Annotated in this window: 14 protein-coding genes; 10 read left to right on the top strand and 4 right to left on the bottom strand. The window is 47.6% G+C overall.

Features of this window, described 5'->3' with window-relative positions:
- Positions 1-23: 23 nt before the first annotated feature.
- From pdxA to ABGV42_RS31420, 4 genes are all read right to left on the bottom strand, one after another.
- Positions 24-1,025 carry a 4-hydroxythreonine-4-phosphate dehydrogenase PdxA gene (gene pdxA, locus ABGV42_RS31405; RefSeq protein WP_347385168.1) on the bottom strand — a complete coding sequence of 334 codons (1,002 nt, stop codon included), beginning with the start codon at positions 1,023-1,025 and terminating at the stop codon, positions 24-26.
- The gene (locus tag ABGV42_RS31410) at positions 1,022-2,317 is read right to left on the bottom strand and encodes a four-carbon acid sugar kinase family protein (RefSeq protein ID WP_347385169.1); all 1,296 of its coding nucleotides are present in this window, start codon (positions 2,315-2,317) and stop codon (positions 1,022-1,024) included. The genes pdxA and ABGV42_RS31410 overlap by 4 nt, the downstream gene beginning before the upstream one ends.
- A gap of 61 nt (positions 2,318-2,378) precedes the next feature.
- The gene (locus ABGV42_RS31415) at positions 2,379-3,365 is read right to left on the bottom strand and encodes a 2-keto-3-deoxygluconate permease (protein ID WP_153976514.1); all 987 of its coding nucleotides are present in this window, start codon (positions 3,363-3,365) and stop codon (positions 2,379-2,381) included.
- Between the two features lie 168 nt (positions 3,366-3,533).
- Positions 3,534-5,216, bottom strand: coding sequence for a sigma-54-dependent Fis family transcriptional regulator (locus ABGV42_RS31420; protein ID WP_347385170.1), 1,683 nt, complete (start codon positions 5,214-5,216; stop codon positions 3,534-3,536).
- Positions 5,217-5,452: 236 nt separating this feature from the next.
- Here ABGV42_RS31420 and ABGV42_RS31425 point away from each other — a divergent pair, with 236 nt between their 5' ends.
- The 10 genes from ABGV42_RS31425 to ABGV42_RS31470 all read left to right on the top strand — a co-directional run bounded on the left by ABGV42_RS31425 (position 5,453) and on the right by ABGV42_RS31470 (position 15,467).
- Complete coding sequence (locus tag ABGV42_RS31425; protein ID WP_347385171.1) at positions 5,453-5,665, top strand: hypothetical protein; 213 nt, start codon at positions 5,453-5,455, stop codon at positions 5,663-5,665.
- Positions 5,666-5,836: 171 nt separating this feature from the next.
- Positions 5,837-6,541, top strand: a complete 705-nt coding sequence (locus ABGV42_RS31430; RefSeq protein WP_347385172.1) for a PspA/IM30 family protein — start codon at positions 5,837-5,839, stop codon at positions 6,539-6,541.
- A gap of 40 nt (positions 6,542-6,581) precedes the next feature.
- Positions 6,582-7,613: a TFIIB-type zinc ribbon-containing protein gene (locus tag ABGV42_RS31435; protein WP_347385173.1), complete on the top strand. Its 1,032-nt coding sequence runs from the start codon at positions 6,582-6,584 to the stop codon at positions 7,611-7,613.
- A 41-nt stretch (positions 7,614-7,654) separates the two neighbouring features.
- Positions 7,655-8,413, top strand: coding sequence for a TPM domain-containing protein (locus ABGV42_RS31440; RefSeq protein WP_347385256.1), 759 nt, complete (start codon positions 7,655-7,657; stop codon positions 8,411-8,413).
- Positions 8,414-8,449: 36 nt separating this feature from the next.
- Entirely contained in the window at positions 8,450-9,472 is a 1,023-nt protein-coding gene (locus ABGV42_RS31445; RefSeq protein WP_347385174.1) for an SPFH domain-containing protein, read from the top strand.
- A 198-nt stretch (positions 9,473-9,670) separates the two neighbouring features.
- On the top strand, positions 9,671-9,898 hold the full coding sequence (locus ABGV42_RS31450) for a DUF896 domain-containing protein (RefSeq protein ID WP_095293145.1): 228 nt from the start codon (positions 9,671-9,673) through the stop codon (positions 9,896-9,898).
- A 105-nt stretch (positions 9,899-10,003) separates the two neighbouring features.
- On the top strand, positions 10,004-10,960 hold the full coding sequence (locus ABGV42_RS31455) for a ring-cleaving dioxygenase (RefSeq protein WP_347385175.1): 957 nt from the start codon (positions 10,004-10,006) through the stop codon (positions 10,958-10,960).
- Between the two features lie 102 nt (positions 10,961-11,062).
- On the top strand, positions 11,063-12,151 hold the full coding sequence (locus ABGV42_RS31460) for a low temperature requirement protein A (RefSeq protein WP_095362007.1): 1,089 nt from the start codon (positions 11,063-11,065) through the stop codon (positions 12,149-12,151).
- 226 nt (positions 12,152-12,377) lie between these two features.
- Positions 12,378-15,161: a glycoside hydrolase family 3 C-terminal domain-containing protein gene (locus tag ABGV42_RS31465; RefSeq protein ID WP_347385176.1), complete on the top strand. Its 2,784-nt coding sequence runs from the start codon at positions 12,378-12,380 to the stop codon at positions 15,159-15,161.
- 114 nt (positions 15,162-15,275) lie between these two features.
- The gene (locus ABGV42_RS31470; RefSeq protein ID WP_347385177.1) at positions 15,276-15,467 is read left to right on the top strand and encodes a hypothetical protein; all 192 of its coding nucleotides are present in this window, start codon (positions 15,276-15,278) and stop codon (positions 15,465-15,467) included.
- Positions 15,468-15,598: the final 131 nt, after the last annotated feature.

Consider the following 15,598-nt stretch of genomic DNA (forward strand, 5'->3'; position numbering starts at 1 on the left):
ATCAACAGCCTGAAGACGAGCTGTTACATCTGCGTTTTTGGGGCAAGCTCAATGGCAGAGCGAATGGCTGCCAGCATGCTTTTGTCATCGGCGATGTTTTTACCAGCGATATCGAAGGCCGTACCGTGGTCAACGGAAGTGCGGATGATGCCGCCTTTCAAGCCAACGGTGATATTCACGCCTTCTTCGATGCCCATAACTTTAATCGGTGCATGTCCCTGATCGTGGTAGCAAGCAACTACGATATCGAAGTCACCGCGGCCTGCGCGGAAGAACAATGTATCCGCAGGGAGAGGACCAACCACGTTAATGCCTTCCTGCTTAGCACGCTCGATACCTGGCTGCAGTTTTTCTTCTTCTTCACCATTACCGAACAAGCCGTTCTCACCTGCGTGTGGGTTAATACCGCATACCGCTACACGTGGATTCTCGAAGCCTGCTTTTTTGAGTGTATCGTGAGCAAGCTTAACTACCGTGTAGGTTCTTTCGGGATTGATGCTGGCGATCGCATCGATCAAGCCCATGTGTGTTGTCAGGTGAATAACCCGCAGATTAGGCGTCGTCAGCATCATGGAGAAATCCTGTGTATCGGTCAGATCGGCCAGAATTTCGGTATGTCCTGGATACAGGTGTCCACCTTGGTGCAAGGCCTCCTTGTTCAGAGGAGCAGTGCAGATCGAGTTGATCTGCTGTTTTTTGGCCAGATCAATGGACTTGGCCAGGAATTGAAAGGCTGCATCTCCCGCTACAGGAGACACCTTTCCATATTCGAGATCGGCAGGGATTAGATCCAGATCAATGACATCCACGGTGCCGAATTCATATTTGGCTTCTGAAGGCACCTGAATGGCATTGACGTTCAAGCTTGATCCAATAACGGGCAGAACGCGTTTCAATATTTTTGCATCACCAATAACGAGTGGGTTGCAGTTGTCGTAGACCTCCTGATGGCCTAGTGCTTTCATAATAATCTCGGGTCCGATACCTGCAGCATCGCCCATTGTAATTCCAACTGTGGGTTTCATACTGGAATCCCTCCTTTTAATTTTTCAATCGCATGGATGAAGACTTCTGGTGTGCCGAAGCCTCCTGCTTTGGTAATGACATGTAAGTCTTCTATTCCGATAAACTTGGATATTGGGACACCAATCTCAAGCTCGTCCAGCAGCTCGAAGCCGCTAATATTCCACTTCATGCAAATTTGCTTGGCGGTGTCCCCACCGGTCATGGATACACCCTTGAAATTGCCCTCTTCAAGCAATCTGGCACAAATCTCGCCCATGGCCCGCACGATTTCGTTGCTGACCTCGGTATGATCCAGACCGCGGGCTTCACCCGTGGCACGTGCCAGTTCAATGTCAACCTGCTCTGCCGTGGAATACAAGACAACGTCATGGCCTGCAAGAGACTTGGCTTTTACTTCTTTATACACACGCTCCATTTCCTCTGTCCGATCTGCTGCGGCGGATACGGCTTTGAAGGAGTGGAATGCAACGGAAGAAACGCTGGTCTGTCCAAGCAGTTTCTTCAACTGAGCACGTGAGTTTTTGTTTACACTGCCTACGACAGTTAGAATCGGTCCAGAATTCCCCGGTATAGTCAGTTCCGTTGATTTACCCTCCAGACTGAAATGTCCGGGAAGATAGTTGGCAATTCCTGCAGAGCCTGCCCATGCAAAGGTATATTCCAGCGCACTGGTCATTTGCAGGATTTGCTCCAGATGCAGTTCCTCGGTTGAATCCACAAGTACGTATGGAATGCCATTTTCTTTGAACTGGGTTAACTTCTTCTGGATATGCTCCTTGCCTGCTTCCAGATCCGATACGCTGATCTCACCTACTTCATATTTCGTCTGAAGCTTCAGCAGTTCAGGAAGATACGAAACTGTCACAGGTGTTTTGGGATCGTTCGCGATCTCGGTGTCAGCCAGTGGAATTCCGTTCAGGTAATGTACCCCGCTCAGGATCGTACGATTGTTTTTCGGATAGCCGGGTGCAATCATCATGAAATCCGGTTTAATCACGTCGTACAAAGCATCAATCTCGATTCCGATGTTACCACGCATGGTGGAATCCATTTTTTTGAAAATGGTATCGAATCCATTTCTCGTCAGAAACTCGGCTGCATTACGAACGCGCTGATAAGCTTCATCCGAGGCAATGGAACGGCTGTCCGTGTCGAAAACAACAGCATCGTAATGACGAATATTATTCTCGTCCATGTTAAATAATACACTGGTTTTCAAGCCATGACGGGCAAGCTGAACCCCGCTGTCATTGGCACCAGTCAGATCATCTGCAATAATGGCTAATTTCATGCTGTTCTCGCCTCCTTGAGAAAAAAGTGAATTCATGTCGGCTCAGGATAAGTTCGTTGCTTTATGTGGTCGGTCTTTGATTGTATTTCTCGACGCCGCCTGATTTCTCCAGCCGTTTGGATAGGAAACCAATGAAGATCGGCAATAGAATAGCGGTCGTTACGACACTTGCCGCAATTTGTACGGTAGCAATTTCAGCAATAGGGGCAAAGGAAGCATTAGCAGCCACAATGGCAGCAGGTGTACCTACAGCGTTACCCGCTGTGGAACCTTCCGAAGCTCCGACAATAGGATTCCAGCCGATGGCTTTGAAGAGCAGGTAGCCAACGCCGCCAGTGATCAATACTGTGATTACACCCAGCATGATGCCGCTTAGTCCGCCTTGAATGATGGACGAGAAGTTGATTCCCATACCCAGTGAAAAGGCGAAGAATGGAACGAGCTTGTCACTGCCTTTATGCAGCCATTCAGCCAAGTTGCGATCCAGGTTACCAATAACCACACCGACGATCAGTGGAAGCAGTACGGCTACAAAAGCCATCGGGGAGAACATGCCATTGGCAAAGCCCATTGCACCGAAAATAGAGAGTGCAACCATGGTAAGAAAAGGTCCGTCGCTGAGCGCGAGGAATGGATAAGCTGCCTTGTCATCCTCTTTGCCGTATTGTCCGGCCAGTGCGATGTACAGTCCGCCGTTGGAATTCGTCATCGCAGCAATAATGGCAAGTGGTGCCAGACCAAGGAATAATCCATTGGAATCCGCGAAGAAAATGGCGATCAAACCTAATATTGCACCAACAGCCCACTTGAACACAAGCAGTGTAATACCTTTACCGACAGATGAGCCGGCTGTCTTGAACGTAATCTGTGTTCCGGCAATCAGGAGGAACAAAGCGATCAATGTGCTTGAACTGTTAACGAAGAGGGCTTCGGTAAATCCACCAATCCGCAAGGCATTGGGGAAGAATGTGTTAATCGTTGCACCAAGCAACAGCGGGACAACCATCATACCGCCAGGAATACGATCTAATGTTGCTTTAATGTTCATAGTAGTAGCTCCTTTGAGTGAGTAATCGTTTTCATGAAGCGCTTGCAGGGACTATCTTATCTCAGATTGTTTATTTTAGCAACAATAATTTACTGTAAATTTAAAGTAATTGCTTAAGTGTTTAATAATGCAACATATTAGGCAACAAAAAAAGCACAAACTTAAAGATTATTCTTTAAGTTTGCGCCAAAGTGTGGCTCGGTTAATCCCCAGGCGATCCGCAGCCTTGGATTGATTGTTATTTTCTTCTTGCAGAACATGTTGAATAATTTCTTTCTCGATTTCTTTCAGCGTACCGTTCAACCTCATCGTATTGGAGGCAGATTGCTGATGGAGCAAACGGGACAGGGTGTCCGTAGAAATCACATAATCCTGCTCATTCAGGGCAGCCTGTTTGATAAGATGCTTCAGCTGGCTGACTGTCATCTGTGGAACCTGCTCCCGGATCAGCTGCAGGGCGTCCTCCTTTATCTTCACCGCAGCGGTTCCATACTTATGATAGTAGTCGGTGAGGAACTGCTGAATCAGTGGAGCCAGATCCTCCACCCTCTCTGCAAGACTTGGCATAATCATGGTACTCAGCTCGATATCAAGCGTCCAAAACGGATTCAATGGCTCTTCTCCCAGAATGAATATGCCAATCTGCCTGTTTAGACAAGTTTGAATGAATGAGGTCACCTCTTCATCATGTAATCGGTTTTCAATATGATTCATCTCCACGTTGCGGACCTTGGAGAGCGGTATTTTGTGCAAATGACCTGCAGGTACCTGGGACAGATCCATTTGCAGCAGGAGCCCGCCACCTGAGTACATCTGATGCATGTGTTTCACGAGAAAAGATTTGCCTGAATCCGCATGTCCCAGCAGATAAATGGGTTCGTGATTTTCATACAGTGCCCGAAGATTCTTCAACATCACCTGCATGGCTGGTGATTCTGCAACAATGGGCTCTATGGATATATCCGTGTAGGTGGTTATGCCAAATTGTGCAAAGTGGTAAGGCAGTCCCTTTTCGAGAGTGTAGACTTTGTAACCCTTATTATTCAGCGTCGTTTCATAGGCCGTAACAGTTAGCTGATAATCGTCAACCATGAACACATGTTGAACCTGGGATTGCTCAAATTCCAGATTGGTATTAATCAAATGAATGTAATTATCCGTCAGTGGGTTCTGCTCGAAATCCGTCAGGTTCTCAAATACGATATCGTTCTGTTCATCTAAAATAAGCAGATTGGGGTGCTCCTGTGTGACCAGATTATTTAGAATGACGGATATGGCATGATTTTTGCTCAGATAGCGAAATACCAACTGGGCATCTTCAAGGGCGCGCAGAATGGCCTCCTTACCGGACTGGATCAGTAATCCTTCGAGCCCATAGGTTCTGGCGGTATCTACGGTGATGACATCCCCGACAATCTGGCGGTATCCGGATGCTTTCAGTTCCAGCAGCAGCCTGGCAACATCTTCGGAACTGCGAATCGTATATACCTTGAGCGGAAGGTCCATCAGATCAATGATAGACTGTGCACCCGATGTGATGTTGGAAAAGCCAACAATGGCCGTTTTACCGTTAAACTGGCTGGCAAGTGTAAGAGAACGGATCATGTCATATCCTGACAGCTGCACATCGATGACGGGAATGGTGACCGCTTCCTTAATCAGTTGAGCGGTACCCCCACGGCTAATGATAATTTCCGCACCGTTTCGTTCGGCTTGTGAAGCCAGTTCAGCCCCCTTGGCCAAGTCTCCCACATCGCACTGAATCGATAATTGAGGAAAACGGGGAATGCATTCTTGTATAATAGTAATCATGGATTCGTAAGGAGCAATGATATGAACTCGTGTACGCATAATGTTCCTGCCTTTTATAGAAATCTCATTTCATGGTTCCCTTATTATAGCCAACTTACGAGGGATTGGCACCTTTGGCTCAGGACAGCTTCAGGTGCAGGATGGTAGAGAGTGGATTGCCATGCTGTTTGCTGCACTCCATACCGTGTGATAATTATCACGGAAGTTCGGAATCCATTTTTTCAAAATGAATACATAAGCATAACGATGGCAAGGGAAGAAAGGAGCGTCATGCGATGTCCGCATTTCGTGAAACGGTAGAGCAGGATCATATCATTCAATGCGTGGTCAGTGAGTTTCCGTGCAGAGTACTCTGGAGCGAAGGTCGCCCATGCCTGGAGTATCAACGCGAAGAGGATCTGAAGCATATTACTGAATATGTTGAGGCAAACTTTGGCGTAGAGCTGCTGGATGTATTCTTCACGGCGGTAGAGAGTCTTCCCGCCTGATCCGGATATCCATATCGCTAAGAATGGAAATGGCTATATGCAAGAAACCATCAGCATAAGCTGATGGTTTTTCATTTGGGAGTTCCCTGTCCAATCCAGAGGAATGAAACCCCGTTCCCGGAATTCATGTATTATAGGGTATATGTAAACTTTTCGGAGGAGGAACGTCAAATGGGAATCTTATCGAGGTTTAGGGACGTGATGAAGGCCAATGTGAACAGCTTGCTGGCTCGGGCGGAAGATCCGGAGAAGACTGTGAATGAATACATGCGGAGTCTGAGCAGCGATCTGGGTCAGGTGAAGGCGGAGACGGCAGCTGTTCTGACGGAGGAGAGCAGGGCGAAGCGAGCTTTGGACGAATGCAGTGCTGAGATGAAGAAGCTGCAGCGGTATGCAGAGAAGTCGGCAGAGTCAGGCGATGAAGATAAGGCGCGGAGTTTTCTGGAGAAGAAAGTGAAGCAGACGGACAAAATGAACGAATTACAGGCAGCTTATGAGCGTGCCTCCGCGAAAGCCAAAATGATGAAGCATATGAATGAGAAATTGGTAGCAGACCTGGGACAATTGGAAGCCAGACATACCGAGCTGAAAGGCAGAATGGCAGAGGCGAAAGCCCAGCAGCAGGCCAATGAACGGAATGCTTCTGCAGGAAAAGCAAACGCGGCTTTTCAGGCGATGGAAGAGAAGGCCAATCAGGCTTTGAACGAAGCAGAGGCACTTGCCGAGCTCCGGGCAGGGAAGCAGGAAGATGATCTGGATGAACTTATTGCGCAGCTGGAGAGAGAAATGAACGCGGAAGCGGGTAATAGTGACAATAAAGCTCCGAGTGCGGAGGAAGAACTCACAGCAATTCAGGAGAAGCTAAAGAATAATTAGGATGGATACGATTATATTTCGTTAATATTGAGGTGAGCAGATGCCAGTTATTGAATACAAGTGTCCCAACTGTGGCAGTGGTATGGTTTTTGACAGCGCGACAGGTTCATTATCCTGCCCAAGCTGTGGGCGACAGGACAACATTGAGCAAATCCCGGACCCGCTCAAGAAACAGGTGTTCACGGAAAATGAAGTGAAGCAGTATCACTGTAACAGCTGCGGCGCGGATATCGTCACGGAACCGGAGACGAGTGCAACCACGTGCAGCTTTTGCGGGGCAGCTGTTGTGCTGAGCGATCGGCTGACGGGTGATCTGGCACCCGTCATGGTTATTCCGTTTTCCATCAGCAAGGAGCAGGCGAAGCAGGCATTCAAAAAGTGGTGCCGGAACGGCCTGCTGACCCCGAGCGGATTCATGAGCGCAGATCGGATTCAGAATATTACCGGGATGTATGTGCCGTTCTGGTTATATGAGTTACATAACAACATCGAAGTTCACGGCCGCGGAACCAAGGTGCGAACCTACACGCAAGGCGACTACCATTATACGGAAACACAGCATTTTGATATTTATCGGAAAATCCGGCTCAACTATGTGAACCTGCCCATTGACGCTTCGGAGAAAATGAAGGATGAGCTGATGGATAAGCTGGAGCCGTTTCCCTATAACGAGTTGAAAGAGTTCAAAACCCCGTATCTTGCGGGATACATTGCAGAAAAATACAGCTATACCGATGAAGAGTTATATCCACGGGCCAAGGAGAAGACCCGATCTTATATTGATTCGTATATCGCTTCAACCGTATCCGGTTATAACAGTGTGAGTTACACGGACAAACAAATTGATACGACGCTTAAAAATGCAGACTATGTGCTGCTTCCCGTATGGATGGTCTATTATGACTTCAATCGTTCCCAATATACCTTTGCCATGAATGGTCAAACGGGGAAGGTGGTCGGCAAACCTCCGATTAGCAAAGCCAAAGTGGCCGGATGGTTCGCCGGCGTTTCCGCCGTGTCCTTATTGTCCTTGAAACTGGTCTCCTGGATGATGGGAGGTGGATTCCTGTGAAACAGGCCAAACAGCTTGCAATGGTGACCACCCTGGTAATGATGGTGTTTGGTCTGGCATTCTCCTTTTTGACGGTTCAGACCGCCTCGGCAGCCGAAAGTAAAAATCTCATCTATGATGAGGCCAATCTGCTGAGTGAGCAGGAGAAAAGTGAATTGAATGCACTGGCGAATGAATATGGTGCCGAGAGACAGACGGATTTTATTATTTTTACTTCTAATAATGAAGAGCACAAGAATGAAGAATTGCTAACGGAGGATTTCTACGACGAGCGAGCGCCCGGTTACGATAAGGCTCACGGAAACACGGTCATTTTGACACTTGATATGTACAATCGAAAAATGTATTTGGCTGGCTTTTACAAAGGAGAAGAGTATATCGACAACGGGAGGGCTGTTAAAATTACAGCCAAAATAGCCCCGGATGTAACGGACGGGAATTATAGACTGGCTTTTGAAAAATATCTGGACCTGTCCTATGAATATATGGGAATTAAGCCTGGTGTGAACCCGGATAACATTCTTTTCAAAACCTGGTTTCAACTCGCTGCATCCTTGGCAATCGGAGGAATCGTTGTTGGTGTGATGGCCTACCGTTCAGGAGGGAGGGTTACCGTCAATCGAGCGACATATGAGGATTCCGGTTCCTCCAGTGTCATTGATCGTCAGGATCGGTATATCCGTACAACGGTCACCAAACAAAAAATAGAAAGAAACAATAACAACGGCGGCGGAGGCGGCGGTGGTGGAGGTACCACCCGAGGCGGCCATTCACATAGCGGCAGCAGTAGATCTTTTTAGCATATAAAGGACCACATAGAAGGGATGGGAACGAGTATGGGATTTTTCAAAAATCAATTTTCGAATGTAGTAGAATGGGAAGAATTCAGAGACGACATGATTTTTTGGAAATGGAGCAACCGGGAGATCAAGAAGGGCAGTAAACTGATTATCCGTTCGGGTCAGGATGCGATCTTTTTGAACAACGGAAAGGTTGAGGGAATCTTTGAAGATGAGGGCTCATTTAATATCGATTCTGAGATCATTCCGTTTCTATCTACATTAAAAGGGTTTAAATTCGGGTTCAACAGCGGCATGCGGGTCGAAGTGCTGTTTGTGAATACAAAGGAATTTACCGTTCGGTGGGGAACGCAAAGTCCTGTACTGATTCCGACACCTCAGCTTCCGGGCGGAATGCCGATTCGGGCCAATGGTACGTTCAACTTCAAGGTGAGTGACTACGTCACGCTCATTGATAAAATTGCCGGCATCAAGCAGAGCTATCTGGTCGAGGATGTCAAAATTCGCATGACTTCTGTACTGGATCAGCTGCTTATGAAGTGGATTAGCCGTGAGGGCAAGGATATGTTCAACCTGCAGGCGAACGCGTCGGAGATTGCAAAAGGCATACAAGAAGACCTGGATATGCAAATGATGGACATCGGAATCGGCATTACCGGATTCCAGGTGATGAGTTTCAATTACCCACAAGAGATTCAGGATATGATTACGAAGACCGCTTCGCATGAGATGATCGGTAATCTGCAGAAATACCAGCAGGTTAGCATGACGGATGGCATCGCATCCGGCAAGGTGAAAGGCGGCGGCGCAGCATCGGATATGGCGGGCATGATGATGGGCATGAATATGGCTAACGAAATGATGAAGAACATGAACCAGAATCAAGGCCAGAATCAAAATAATAATAACAACAGTTCAGGCCAAAATACGGATCAACCATCCGCGCCCAAGGGAGGAGCTTCTTCTGAGGGGGTCAAGAAGCCGAACTTCTGTCCCAACTGTGGTGCCAAAAATGAAGGAGCCAACTTCTGTCCGAACTGTGGTCAAAAGCTGGTTTAACATAACGGTATTTAAGAAGGGCTCACATCGGAGTGGAAACTCCGTATGGAGCCTTTTTTTCTTTTGTTATTTCATTTTGATAAAAGTGTTGACAATAACTCAAAAATGATTTATCTTTAATTTAAGATATTTAATTCAAAGGAAAATGACACCAAGAAAAATATCTGAATCCAAATTACAAGGAGAGAGATCAAGATGATGATTCCAACATTGACCAGAATAAATGAACTTTCCAGAAAAGCTAAAGAGGCAGAACTGACAGAGATGGAGAAAGCGGAACAAATTCGTCTGCGCCAGGAATACCTGCAAATCTTTCGCGGTTCGATCAATGATATTCTGCTGAATGTCACCATCTATGATCCGAACGGCGATGACGTTACTCCGGATAAACTGAAACAGGAACAGGCAAGCCAAAATAACAACTAAATTCAATCGGTCATATATCTTAATTTAAAGATAATACAAATTACAATAAATAATAAATGGCTTAAACCACCATATCCCATTCGAAAATCCAAGGAGGAATTTTTTATGACACTTCAAACTGCAGGTATCCACCATATTACGGCTTTTGCGGGAGATCCACAGGCCAATGTCGACTTTTACGCAGGGGTTCTGGGACTACGTCTTGTGAAAAAAACAATTAACTTCGATGCACCAGACGTGTATCATCTGTACTTCGGGGATGAAAAAGGCAGCCCGGGAACCATTATTACCTTCTTCCCGTCTGCCGGATCACCTCGGGGCAAAATTGGCGGTGGCCAAGTGGGCATTACCTCTTATGTCATTCCACCTGGGACTATTGGCTTCTGGCAGGATCGGTTGGAACGGTATAACATTGAGGTAACCAAAACAAGTCGCTTCAACGAAGAGCTTCTCCAATTCGAAGACAGCGAAGGCCTGCGGCTTGAACTTGTTGAACGGGAAGAAGGGGCTGCCAGCACATGGGAGCATGAAGGAATTCCGGCAGACAAAGCCATCAAAGGCTTCGGCGGTGCAGTCTTGTTCAGTGTGAATCCACAGAGAACAATGGATGCGCTGGAGAACATTCTGGGATTTGTCAGAGTGGATGAAAATGAAGAGTATGCCCGTTTCCGTTCCAGCGGAGATATCGGTAACGTCGTGGACGTTCCGGTTACGCGGATACCTCTGGGTGTAGGCGGCTCAGGCACAGTACACCACATTGCGTGGCGTGCCAAAGATTTTGAAGAGCATGAGGCATGGAGAGGGGCCGTATATCAATATGGCTACCAACCTACCCCAGTCCGTGACCGTCAATATTTTAACGCCATCTACTTCAGAGAAGCAGGCGGAATCCTGTTTGAGATTGCGACAGATCCACCGGGATTTGCCAAAGATGAACCTGCCGATGCACTCGGACAAAAACTGATGCTGCCGGAGTGGTTCGAACAATACCGTGAACAAATTGAAGGCAATCTGCAGCCGATTGTGGTAAGAACATTGGAACCTGCAACAGCTGCTGGGTAATGGACAATATAAACCATAGCGGCCAGAACGATGTTCCGGCCGCGAATGGATTAACTTTTACATAAGGCACATAATGACTTGAAATCAAAGGAGCATCGAAGGATGATGGAGAAAAAGGTTACCTGGCTGGAGCTGTTTTACGATCTGCTCTTCGTCGCAGCCGTATCCAAAGCAGGTCATGTCCTGCTGCATGCCGAGCACGGCGTCATTACGTTTGAATATCTAATGAAATTTGTATTGATCTTCATCCCCGTCTGGTGGGCATGGGTGGGACAGACCCTATTCATTAATCGATACGGTCAGGATGTCCTCAGCCATCGCATCTTTCTCATCCTTCAGCTTCTGTCGGTTCTCGTGATGACGGCAAGTCTTTCGACCCATTTTGATCAGTATTACCTGTCATTCTTCGTAGGGTATATCGGTTCGAGGGCGTTTACCGCGATTCAGTATCTTACGGTTCACAAGTCCAAAAGCCCACATCAACAACAGGCGGCCCGCTATCTGGGGATCTGCTTTATCATCGGTATTCTAATCTCCTCCGGTTCCCTGTTCTTCGATTCATGGGTGCGCTACGTCGTGCTGTATGCGGGGATTGCGGTAGATATCGTGCTTCCGCTGATTGGACGCAAAAATCTGGTAAAGGTACCGATTCAGACGCATCACCTGCTCGAACGCTTTGCACTCTTTACACTCATCCTGCTCGGTGAGTCGGTAGTTAGTATTATTGCTGTACTGCAGGCCGATCACTGGGATCTGAGATCCATCCTGTTTGCCGCCTTTACTTCCATATTCGTCATTGCGATGTGGTGGCAGTATTTCGATAACGTGGAGAAAAAGGTCAGCAAGGAAATTCAGACGGCCGGGCAAGCGATCATCTATGGCCATCTGTTCATCTACATTTCAATGAGCATGATCGCTGCTTCAATTCAGCTGCTGTACCTGAATGAGCTTAATTATGTATTCATGCTGGGATTTGGCTTCGGATCTGTACTGCTCTACTTCTTGTCGACCTCGCTCGTATTTCATCGTTACCGACATGCACACTCAAGACTTCGTCCGTTTCATCTGGTAACGATGGTTGGCGTGCTGGCTGCATTTGTCATTGTGGATCTGATCTATCAGGTTCCGAACTACGTTATCGTGGGTGAAGATATGTTATTCTTTCTTCTATATGCGAAGCTGACGACTTAAATAGCGGATTGAAATTATATCGAAAGTCACGAACGGATTGCGTTCGTGGCTTTTTTTAATTAACGATTTTTCTAAAATGCATGTCGACAATGTGAAAAAGCGGTTTCGTGAGTTATTTTCTTCTATAGAATCTGTTAATATGGGACTATGTACAAGTGAATCTACCAAATCATTGAATAGGATAACGATTCGTGAATTATGGGGATGACAATCAGGAGGGAAATCATTGAGTACACATCAAATCGGAGTTCCATTGGAAGGGTTTGCAGAATTTAGCCGCACAGTTGCCGCAGAAGGCGCGGTGCTTTTGAAAAACGAGGGTCAGGTTCTTCCGCTTCGTGACAACGAAAACGTTTCAGTTTTTGGCCGGATTCAAGTCAACTACTATCGTAGTGGCACAGGTTCAGGCGGAAGCGTGCATGTAGCGTATACTACGAATCTGCTGGATGGGCTTCGTAGCAAAAAGAATATCACCGTTAATGAAGAGCTGGCCGCTGTTTATGAAAAGTGGATTGAGGAAAATCCATTTGATGATGGCGGAAAAGTGTGGGCCGCTGAACCTTGGAACCAGAAGGAAATGCCTTTGGCAGATGAGTTGGTTGCACAAGCGAGAAGCAAGTCCAGCAAAGCGATTGTCGTGATTGGGCGTACAGCAGGGGAAGATCAGGACAATGCCGATGCACCAGGCAGCTACCAGCTGACCGAAGATGAGAAAGCCATGCTGAAGCAGGTTACGACGCATTTTGAACACACCGTTGTGGTGCTGAATGTCTCGAATATTATCGATATGAGCTGGTTGAACGAAACGTATGTGCATCCGATTCAGGGCGTCATTTACTCCTGGCATGGTGGCATGGAAGGTGGTAACGCGATTGCCGATGTACTCGCAGGTGACGTTACACCGAGCGGTAAGCTGACGGATACGATTGCCTATTCGATTGAAGATTATCCTTCGACAAGCAACTACGGCAATGAGTTCAAGAACCTGTATCAGGAAGATATCTATGTGGGTTATCGTTATTTCGAAACGTTTCGACCTGAAAAGGTGCAATTTGAATTCGGTTACGGACTGTCTTATACGACGTTTGCCATTCAACCGCAAGATGCTCGCACGATTTCCACAGAAGGCCAAACCTTCATTGAAGTCCGTGTAAACGTGACCAACTCGGGCACGACATATGCGGGTAAAGAGGTTGTACAGGTGTACTACGAAGCCCCGCAAGGCAAGCTCGGACAACCTGTGAAAGCACTGGCTGCCTTCGGCAAAACGGGACTGCTTCAGCCGGGAGAATCGGAGCTGCTGATCGTAAGCTTCCCGGTACATGCCATGGCATCCTACGATGATGCAGGTGTCACGGGTCATGCTTCCGCTTACGTTCTCGAAGAGGGCACGTATCGATTGCATGTGGGTACCAGTGTGAAACAGGCAGAGCACATCGCAATTGACGGTCACGAAGGGTACATCGTAGAAACGATTCAATTGGTGGAGCAGCTGCAAGAAGCAATGGCTCCAACCGAAGACTTCACGCGGATGAAACCAGGTGTGCGCAAGGCGGATGGGTCGTACGAGCTCATTTATGTAGACGTGCCGAAGCGCCAGGTTTCCATGGCAGACCGGATTGAGCGGAACCTGCCGCAAACGCTGGAGCAAACGGGGAACCAGGGTTACAAATTGAGTGATGTCAAAAACGGAAAAGTAACTCTGGAAGCCTTCATCGCCCAATTGAGCGATCAGGATCTGGCTGCGATCGTGCGAGGCGAAGGGATGAGCAGTCCGCTCGTTACCTCCGGTACAGCATCCGCATTCGGTGGTGTCAGCGATAGCCTGTTTAACTACGGCATTCCTGTAGCCTGCACAGCGGACGGCCCGTCCGGTATTCGTATGGATAGCGGGGAGAAAGCCACGCAAGTTTCGATTGGTACGCTGCTGGCAGCAACATGGAATACGGATCTGGTTGAAGAGCTGTACGTCATGGAAGGTCAGGAGCTGCTGAGAAATCAGGTGGATACCCTGCTCGGACCTGGACTCAATATTCGCCGCAGTCCGCTCAACGGTCGTAACTTCGAGTACTTCTCCGAAGACCCGCTGATCTCGGGTGTGTTTGCTGCAGCATGCACCAAAGGCATTATGAAGGGCGGATCCAACGCGACCCTGAAGCACTTTGCCTGCAACAATCAGGAGAAACACCGCAGCAAGGTTGATGCCGTAGTCTCGGAGCGTGCACTGCGTGAGATTTACCTGAAAGGGTTCGAAATTGCCGTGAAACAAGGCGGCGCCAATTCCATCATGACCTCCTACAACCCGATCAACGGACACTGGGCTGCGTCCAACTACGATCTGAACACGACCATTCTTCGCGGAGAGTGGAATTTCGACGGGATCGTTATGACAGACTGGTGGGCCATTATGAACGATGTGGTCGAAGGTGGAGAAGCTGACCGTAAATACACAAACTGGATGATCCGTGCCCAGAACGATCTGTACATGGTTGTCCCAAACTATGGTGCAGAGATTAACGGCTGGGATGATAACACGATTGAATCCTTGGCAAATGGAACCCTGACACGCGGAGAGCTGCAGCGCTCGGCGATCAATATATGCAAGTTCATCATGAATGCACCGGTTTCCTCGAGAAAACATGAAATTGTGGAGAACGTGGCTTCATTCCAGGCCAATGCGTCCCTTGCTGCAGAAGAGGCTCAAGTTCTGGGCGAGAATGCACAGGTGAAGCCTGCTGTAAACGAGCCAGTCTACATGAAAGTGGACGAGGCAGGCCAATATCGGATTATCGTACAGATCATGTCCCCTGAGCCGGAACTGGCCCAAAGCGCATGTAATGTACTTTTGAACGATCAGTTGATGACAACCATTCAGACCAATGGTACAGAGGGCAAATGGATCAGACAGAAGCTTGTAAAAGTCGAGCTTGAAGTAGGACTGTATGAGTTGAAGCTGGACTTCACCAAACCGGGTCTACAGATTGACTGGATTGAATTCAAACAGGTCTAGGACAGGCATCCAGACATTTGGTGATGGGCATGTTGTCACTGGACAGGCTGACTGTTATGATGTTGTTAGGAGATCCTGGAATTCTGAACAATCTGGTCAGGAGTGTTGCGAAGGATGAGAAGGTATAATTTTTGGAGTCCAATCCTGCTGATTGCAGTGGCGCTGATCGTAAGAAGCCTGGTAACCAACCTGGGCATTCTGTTTGGCATGTCACAGGAAGCAGCGAGTAGTATCGCCATGATTGCCATGGTGATTGCCGCACTTATTATGTTTAATCGAATGACGAAGGCTCGTCGCAAAAAATAAAAGAAGCCTGGATGACCGACAAAGAAATCCAAGGCAAGAGGACACCCTGCGGGGTGTCTTTTTTTGTATTGACGTTCTGAACCTAACGTTTTAGACTAAACCTAAATCATAATAACGATGTATCGATAACA

It is taken from the genome of Paenibacillus pabuli, from assembly GCF_039831995.1.
Lineage (GTDB): Bacteria > Bacillota > Bacilli > Paenibacillales > Paenibacillaceae > Paenibacillus > Paenibacillus pabuli_C.

Bases quoted from the DNA above. Each gene is read 5' to 3' on its own strand.
- pdxA (WP_347385168.1), bottom strand. From the start codon at position 1,025: ATGAAACCCACAGTTGGAATTACAATGGGCGATGCTGCAGGTATCGGA.
- ABGV42_RS31410 (WP_347385169.1), bottom strand. From the start codon at position 2,317: ATGAAATTAGCCATTATTGCAGATGATCTGACTGGTGCCAATGACAGC.
- ABGV42_RS31415 (WP_153976514.1), bottom strand. From the start codon at position 3,365: ATGAACATTAAAGCAACATTAGATCGTATTCCTGGCGGTATGATGGTT.
- ABGV42_RS31420 (WP_347385170.1), bottom strand. From the start codon at position 5,216: ATGCGTACACGAGTTCATATCATTGCTCCTTACGAATCCATGATTACT.
- ABGV42_RS31425 (WP_347385171.1), top strand. From the start codon at position 5,453: ATGTCCGCATTTCGTGAAACGGTAGAGCAGGATCATATCATTCAATGC.
- ABGV42_RS31430 (WP_347385172.1), top strand. From the start codon at position 5,837: ATGGGAATCTTATCGAGGTTTAGGGACGTGATGAAGGCCAATGTGAAC.
- ABGV42_RS31435 (WP_347385173.1), top strand. From the start codon at position 6,582: ATGCCAGTTATTGAATACAAGTGTCCCAACTGTGGCAGTGGTATGGTT.
- ABGV42_RS31440 (WP_347385256.1), top strand. From the start codon at position 7,655: ATGGTGTTTGGTCTGGCATTCTCCTTTTTGACGGTTCAGACCGCCTCG.
- ABGV42_RS31445 (WP_347385174.1), top strand. From the start codon at position 8,450: ATGGGATTTTTCAAAAATCAATTTTCGAATGTAGTAGAATGGGAAGAA.
- ABGV42_RS31450 (WP_095293145.1), top strand. From the start codon at position 9,671: ATGATTCCAACATTGACCAGAATAAATGAACTTTCCAGAAAAGCTAAA.
- ABGV42_RS31455 (WP_347385175.1), top strand. From the start codon at position 10,004: ATGACACTTCAAACTGCAGGTATCCACCATATTACGGCTTTTGCGGGA.
- ABGV42_RS31460 (WP_095362007.1), top strand. From the start codon at position 11,063: ATGATGGAGAAAAAGGTTACCTGGCTGGAGCTGTTTTACGATCTGCTC.
- ABGV42_RS31470 (WP_347385177.1), top strand. From the start codon at position 15,276: ATGAGAAGGTATAATTTTTGGAGTCCAATCCTGCTGATTGCAGTGGCG.